Source organism: Halomonas sp. MMSF_3323, assembly GCF_030733595.1.
Taxonomy (GTDB): domain Bacteria; phylum Pseudomonadota; class Gammaproteobacteria; order Pseudomonadales; family Halomonadaceae; genus Halomonas; species Halomonas litopenaei.
The window spans coordinates 1-6564 of record NZ_JASHIT010000076.1; the positions used below are offsets into that span (position 1 = coordinate 1).

The 6564-nt window shown below is 66.0% G+C and carries 5 protein-coding genes; all 5 read left to right on the forward strand.

The genetic code is table 11. The annotated features are described in order from the left end of the window. The first annotated feature begins 165 nt into the window (after positions 1–165). Entirely contained in the window at positions 166–804 is a 639-nt protein-coding gene (gene lolA / locus RBB39_RS22465) for an outer membrane lipoprotein chaperone LolA (RefSeq protein ID WP_045992906.1), read from the forward strand. 212 nt (positions 805–1016) lie between these two features. Then, positions 1017–2804 carry an acyl-CoA dehydrogenase gene (locus tag RBB39_RS22470; RefSeq protein ID WP_306169429.1) on the forward strand — a complete coding sequence of 596 codons (1788 nt, stop codon included), beginning with the start codon at positions 1017–1019 and terminating at the stop codon, positions 2802–2804. 124 nt (positions 2805–2928) lie between these two features. Next, entirely contained in the window at positions 2929–4557 is a 1629-nt protein-coding gene (locus RBB39_RS22475) for an acyl-CoA synthetase (RefSeq protein WP_222517178.1), read from the forward strand. Between the two features lie 143 nt (positions 4558–4700). After that, the gene (locus tag RBB39_RS22480; protein ID WP_287165263.1) at positions 4701–5552 is read left to right on the forward strand and encodes a 3-hydroxybutyryl-CoA dehydrogenase; all 852 of its coding nucleotides are present in this window, start codon (positions 4701–4703) and stop codon (positions 5550–5552) included. A gap of 141 nt (positions 5553–5693) precedes the next feature. Continuing rightward, entirely contained in the window at positions 5694–6467 is a 774-nt protein-coding gene (locus RBB39_RS22485; protein WP_045992902.1) for an enoyl-CoA hydratase-related protein, read from the forward strand. The last annotated feature ends 97 nt before the right edge of the window (positions 6468–6564 follow it).

A 6564-nucleotide genomic window follows, 5' to 3' on the forward strand; every position in this document is an offset into this window, starting at 1 on the left:
CATTTGGGGACAGTGTCGCGTCAGGATGTAATCACCATGCAAGAGGGTGTCACGACCGGGTTCAGCGGCAACTTGCCAGGCATACTGGACTCAAACGGACATCCTCCCGGCGCCGGAGCCGCTCCGGCGCGACAAGGATTTCGACGATTTCGACGGAGAGACGCTATGCCCGCACGCCTTACCTTGAGTTCCGGTCTTGCCACGCTGGCCCTGGCGCTGGCGATCCCCGCCACCGCCCTGGCCGACGGCGCTGAGCGCCTGACCCGCATGCTGGAGCCGTTGAACACCTATTCCGCCGACTTCGAGCAGCAGATCCTCGACGGCAGTGGCCAGCGCCTGCAGCAGACCGAAGGGCACATGTGGCTGTCGCGCCCCGGCAAGTTCCGCTGGGAGGTCAAGGCACCTTACGAGCAGATCGTGGTCTCTGACGGCGACGAGGTCACCCTCTATGACCCCGATCTCGAGCAGGCCACCATCCAGCCGCTGGATGAGCGCATCACCCACACCCCGGCTCTGCTGCTGTCCGGCAGCGCCAACGAGCTCACCGACAGCTACGAGGTCAAGAGCTCGCAGCAAGGCACCGCCGAGACCTTCACCCTGGAGCCCAAGGCCTCGGACACCCTGTTCGAAAGCCTGCGCCTGACCTTCTACAGCGAGCAGCTGGCGGCGCTGGAGATGACCGACAGCACCGGTCAGCGTACCGCCATCGCCTTCGATAATGCCGAGCAGAACGGCAACATCGATGACCAGCGCTACCGCTTCGAGGTGCCCGAGGGTACCGACGTGATCCGCCAGACCCGCTGATCACACCGGCCGCCGCCGTTCCCGTTCGGCGGCGGCCTCCCTTCCGCACCTTTTCCACGGCCTCCCATTTTCTGTCCGTTCCCTCCTTACCGTGCGCTATCGAGCACGCCGCTTGTCCCCGATCAACCCTGAAGTCTACTGCGACCTTGGCCCAATAGTGTGAGCCGACTAGGGAAACTACTATCCCGGGTATCGTTTTCACGAGGTGCCCCATGTATCCCTACGCCGCTCCCCTGCGAGACCTGTCCTTCGTGCTGTCGGAAATGCTCGAGCACGAGTCCTTGAACCTGGCCCCCTTTGCCGAGGTTGGCCCCGAGCTGGTCGACGCTGTGCTCGAGGAGGCCGCCAAGCTCGCCTCTGATGTCTGGGCGCCGCTCAATGCCAGTGGTGATCGCGAGGGCTGCAGCCGGCTGGAAGACGGCAGCGTGACACTGCCCGACGGCTTCGCCGAGGCCTACCAGGCCTACGCCGAGGGCGGCTGGAACGGGATCGGTGTGTCCGAGGAGCGTGGCGGTCAGGGGCTGCCCGAGGTGGTGGCCAGCAGCGTGCAGGAGATGCTGCACGGCGCCAACATGGCGCTGGGCCTGTGTCCGATGTTGACCGCGGGTGCCATCGAGGCGCTGGCTCACCATGGCAGCGACGAACTCCAGCAGCGTTACCTGGCGCGTCTGGTGGAAGGCAGCTGGACCGGCACCATGAACCTGACCGAGCCTCAGGCCGGCTCGGACCTGTCCCGGGTGCGCACCCGCGCGGTGCCGGAAGGCGATCACTACCGGCTGTTCGGCCAGAAGATCTTCATCACCTGGGGCGAACACGAGGCCGCCGAGAACATCATCCACCTGGTGCTGGCGCGCACCCCCGACGCCCCCGAGGGCAACAAGGGCATCTCGCTGTTTCTGGTGCCCAAGTTCCTGGTCAATGAGGACGGCTCGCTTGGCGAGCGCAACGACGTGGTGTGCGCCTCCATCGAACACAAGATGGGCATCCACGGCAGTCCCACCTGCACCCTCAGCTTCGGCGAGAAGGACGGCGCCGTCGGCTATCTGGTGGGGGAGGCCGGGCGCGGCCTCAACCACATGTTCACGATGATGAACGAGGCTCGCCACAAGGTCGGTATCCAGGGTATCGGTGTCGCCGAGCGTGCCTGCCAGCACGCCCTGGCCTACGCCAACGATCGCTCCCAGGGACGCACACCACCGTCCCGCGGAGGCGAGCCATGCACCATCGGCGAGCACCTGGACGTGCGCCGCATGCTGCTGTCGATGCGGGCGCGCACCGACGCCCTGAGGGCGCTGGCGCTGCTGTGCGCTCAGCAACTCGACGTGGCTCGTCACCATGAGGACGAACCGCGCCGTCGCGAGGCCCAGGCGCGGGCCGAGGTGCTGATCCCGGTGGTCAAGGGCTTCTCCACCGACCAGGCGGTGGACATCGCCTCGTTGGGTGTTCAGGTCCACGGCGGCATGGGCTTCATCGAGGAGACCGGCGCCGCGCAACTGTTGCGGGACGTGCGTATCGCACCGATCTACGAGGGCACCAACGGCATCCAGGCGCTCGATCTGGCGGGGCGCAAGCTCCAGCGCGATGGCGGCGCGGCCTTGTCACTGCTGATCGACGAAGTGCAGGCCACCGCCGAAGCGCTGTCAGCCCATTCTTCTCTTGCTCCGCTGGGGGCAGAGCTTGCCGCCGGTGCCGAGGATCTGCGTGCCTGTGCGGCCCTGGTGCTGGAGGCGGGGGCAGACGCCGAACGCGGCGCCGACGCCATCCAGGCCTACGCCACACCGCTTCTGTCGCTGACCGGCCACGTACTGTGCGCCTGGCAGATGGGTCGCGCGGCGATCATCGCCCGGGCCGCGCTGGACGCCGGTAACGACGACGACTTCTACCGGCGCAAGCTGGCCTGTGCCGACTTCGCCGTGCGCCAGTGGCTCCCCGAGGGGCGCGCCCAGCGTCGCGTCATCGAGGCTGGCTTCGACGAACTGCTTGGCGTATCGCTTGGCTGAACCGATTGGCCGTCGGTGTCCACCGGCGGCTATCTTCTGTTCAGGATCGGCCATCGTCATTTCCCTCGTAGCGAGGCGCAGGCCGCCAGTGGCTACGCATGCGACCTTCAATCAGGAGTGTCTAATGAGCAACATCTACGACCAGGGCATGCCGCGCAACGCGGCCAACCACGTGGCGATCTCGCCGTTGACCTTCATCGAACGCGCGGCCAGCGTCTATCCGGACCTGCCGGCGGTGGTCCACGGCCAGACGCGCCGCGACTGGGCCACCACCTGGCAGCGCTGCCGGCGACTTGCCTCGGCGCTGGAGCGTCGTGGGCTCGGCAAGGGGGATACGGTGTCGGTGATGCTGCCCAATGTGCCGGCGATGTTCGAGGCTCACTTTGGCGTGCCCCTGGCCGGTTGCGTGCTCAACACCCTGAATATCCGTCTCGATGCCTCGGCGATTGCCTACATGCTGGAACACGCCGAGACCCGGGCGATCCTGGTGGACCCTGAGTTTGTCGAGGTGGTGCGTGAGGCGATCAAGGGCCTCGATAGGCCGCCACTGGTCATCGACGTGCTGGATCCCGAGTTCGAGGGCCAGGCCGAGCGCCTGGGCGAGATCGAGTACGAGGACCTGCTGGCCGAAGGTGACGCCGACTACCCCTACCGCCTGCCCGAAGACGAGTGGGACGCCATCTCGCTGAACTACACCTCCGGTACCACCGGCAAGCCCAAGGGCGTGGTCTATCACCATCGCGGCGCCTACCTCAACGCCGTGAGCAACATCCTCGAGTGGGCGATGCCGCATCACCCGGTGTACCTGTGGACGCTGCCGATGTTCCACTGCAACGGCTGGTGTTTCCCCTGGACCATCGCCGCCAACGCCGGGGTCAACGTCTGCCTGCGCAAGGTCGACCCGAAGAAGATCATGGAACTGATCGCCGACGAGAAGGTGACCCACTTCAGCGGCGCGCCGATCGTGCTCAACGGACTGGTCAATCTGGACGAGTCCCAGCGTCGTGCCATCGACCACCCGGTCAAGGCCACCACCGCCGGGGCGGCGCCGCCTGCTGCGGTGATCGCCGGGGTGGAGTCACTCGGTATCGATGTGACCCACGTCTATGGTCTGACCGAGGTCTATGGTCCGGTGACGGTGTGCGCCTGGCGCGAGGCCTGGGACGAGCTGCCGCTGGAGGAGCGTGCCCGCATCAAGGCCCGTCAGGGCGTGCGTGGGCACATGCTGGAGGCGCTTTGCGTCGCCGACCCGGTGACCCTGGAGCCATTGCCCAAGGACGGCGAGAGCATCGGCGAGATCATGATGCGTGGCAACAATGTGATGAAGGGCTACCTGAAGAACGAGGCCGCCACCCGGGAAGCGCTGGATGGTGGCTGGTACCACACCGGCGACCTGGCAGTATGGCACGCCGATGGCTACATCGAGATCAAGGATCGTTCCAAGGACATCATCATCTCCGGCGGCGAGAACATCTCCACCATCGAACTCGAGGATGCGCTCTACGCCCATCCGGCGGTGGAGGAGGCGGCGGTGGTGGCCCAGCCTGACGAGAAGTGGGGCGAAAGCCCCTGCGCCTTCGTCAAGCTCAAGGCCACCAGCGGTGAGGTGACCGAAGAGGACATCATCGAGCACTGTCGGGGCAAGCTTGCGCGCTTCAAGGTGCCCAAGCGCGTCGTCTTCACCGAACTGCCGAAGACCTCGACCGGCAAGATCCAGAAGTTCGTGCTGCGTCAGCAGGCCAAGGAGAGCTGATCGCCGCCTGCCATCCGCTGATGGCAGGGTAAGCCCGCCCGAGACAGAGCGGGGAGCAGATCATCAGACGCCGCCTTCGGGGTGACCGGGGGCGGCGTGGTTGTGTCATGATCGAGGGAAATATCCATCAAGGGAGAAAGCAAGTGAGCGAGACGCGGATCGGTGTGGTCGGTGGTGGAACCATGGGTCAGGGCATCGCCCAGGTGCTGGTGCAAAGCGGCTTCGAGGTGAGCCTTTATGATGTTGCCGAGGCCGCCCTGGAGCGGGCCAGCGCGGCGATCGACAAGGGCCTTGCCAAGCTGGTGGAAAAGCAGCGGCTGAGTGCCGAACAGCGGGACCAGGCCCGCGCGCGCCTGACCACGGTCAACTCGCTTCAGGCCCTGGCCGACTGCGGGGTGATCATCGAGGCGGCGCCGGAAGCGCCGGAGCTCAAGGAACGCCTGTTCCGGGAGCTCGATGAGCTCAACCCCGAGGCGGTGCTGGCCTCCAACACCTCCTCGCTGTCGCTGACCCGTCTGGCGGCGGTGTGCCAGCGGCCAGAACGAGTCGTCGGCATGCACTTCTTCAACCCGGTGCCGGTGCTCAAGCTGGTCGAGGTCATCCGCGCCGAGCAGACCAGCGACGCGACCGTGGCCCGTGTCGAAGCCCTGGCCGAGTCCATGGGCAAGACCGCCGTGGCGATCGGCGACGCCCCAGGCTTCGCGGTCAACCGCCTGCTGGTGCCGATGATCAACGAGGCCGCCTTCCTGGTGCAGGAAGGGGGGGCCAGCGCCGAAGACATCGACACCGCCATGAAGCTTGGCGCCGCCCACCCGATGGGCCCGCTGGCGCTGGCCGACCTGATCGGCCTGGACGTCTGCCTGGCGATCATGAACGTACTGGCCGATGGCTTCGGCGATCCCAAGTATCGCCCCTGTCCGCTGCTCAAGCGGATGGTCGACGCCGGCTATCTGGGACGCAAGAGCGGCCGCGGCTTTCACGACTACAGCGGTTGAGGCGGTGGCATGCGCCAAAAGGATGGCTTGTGAGCCTACCAAGCGTTCGCTAGGGTTGGGCCAAAGGTGACGAACGCGCCAGGCTCCGCCGACGCCAGGCGGGCCTCGCCGACAACTGACAACTCTGACAAGGAGCATTTCGTGAGCGAACAACTGGTCGAGATGGTCGACAACGATGGCGTGGTACGCCTCACCATCAACCGTCCCAAGGCGTTGAACGCCCTGAATCGCGAGGTCATCGAGGCGCTGGCCGAGATCCTTGATCGGCTCGAAGGTCGCGAGGGCCTGCGCGCGGTGCTGATCACCGGCGCCGGCGAGAAGTCCTTCGTGGCCGGTGCCGACATCACCGCGATGCGCGAGATGAACCCGCTCGAGGCGCGCGACTTTGCCGGTCAGGCGCTGAAGACCATCAAGCGCCTCGAGACGCTGCCGGTGCCGGTGGTGGCGCTGGTCAACGGCTTCTGCCTCGGCGGCGGCTGCGAGCTGGCGCTGGCCTGTGACTGGGCGGTGGCCAGCGACAACGCGGTGTTTGGCCAGCCCGAGGTACTGCTTGGGGTCATTCCCGGCTTCGGTGGCTCCCAGCGTCTGCCGCGTCGGGTCGGCCCGGCCATGGCGCTTGACCTTTGCACCACCGGGCGCAAGATCGACGCCCAGGAGGCCCTGCGCATTGGCCTGGTCAACCAGGTGATGTCCCAGGCCGAGCTCGAGGACTACGCCGCCACCCTGACCAAGCAGTTGTCCGGCAATGGCCCCGGCGCGGTGCGCAGTGCCAAGCAGGTGATCCACGACGGCATGGATCAGGATCTGGACAGCGCCCTGGCGCTGGAGACCAGCCTGTTTGCCCTGTGCTTCGCCTCCGACGAGCAGCGCGAAGGCATGAGCGCCTTCGTCGAGAAGCGCAAGCCCAACTTCTGAGTCCCTTTCACAAGCCTTCAGCTAGGGCTTGTCTGAAAAGTGCCTGCGCTCGGTAATACGGCGTTAAAAATCGGATCAAAATGCTCATTTACACCCC

Bases quoted from the DNA above. Each gene is read 5' to 3' on its own strand.
- RBB39_RS22475 (WP_222517178.1), top strand. From the start codon at position 2,929: ATGAGCAACATCTACGACCAGGGCATGCCGCGCAACGCGGCCAACCAC.
- RBB39_RS22470 (WP_306169429.1), top strand. From the start codon at position 1,017: ATGTATCCCTACGCCGCTCCCCTGCGAGACCTGTCCTTCGTGCTGTCG.
- lolA (WP_045992906.1), top strand. From the start codon at position 166: ATGCCCGCACGCCTTACCTTGAGTTCCGGTCTTGCCACGCTGGCCCTG.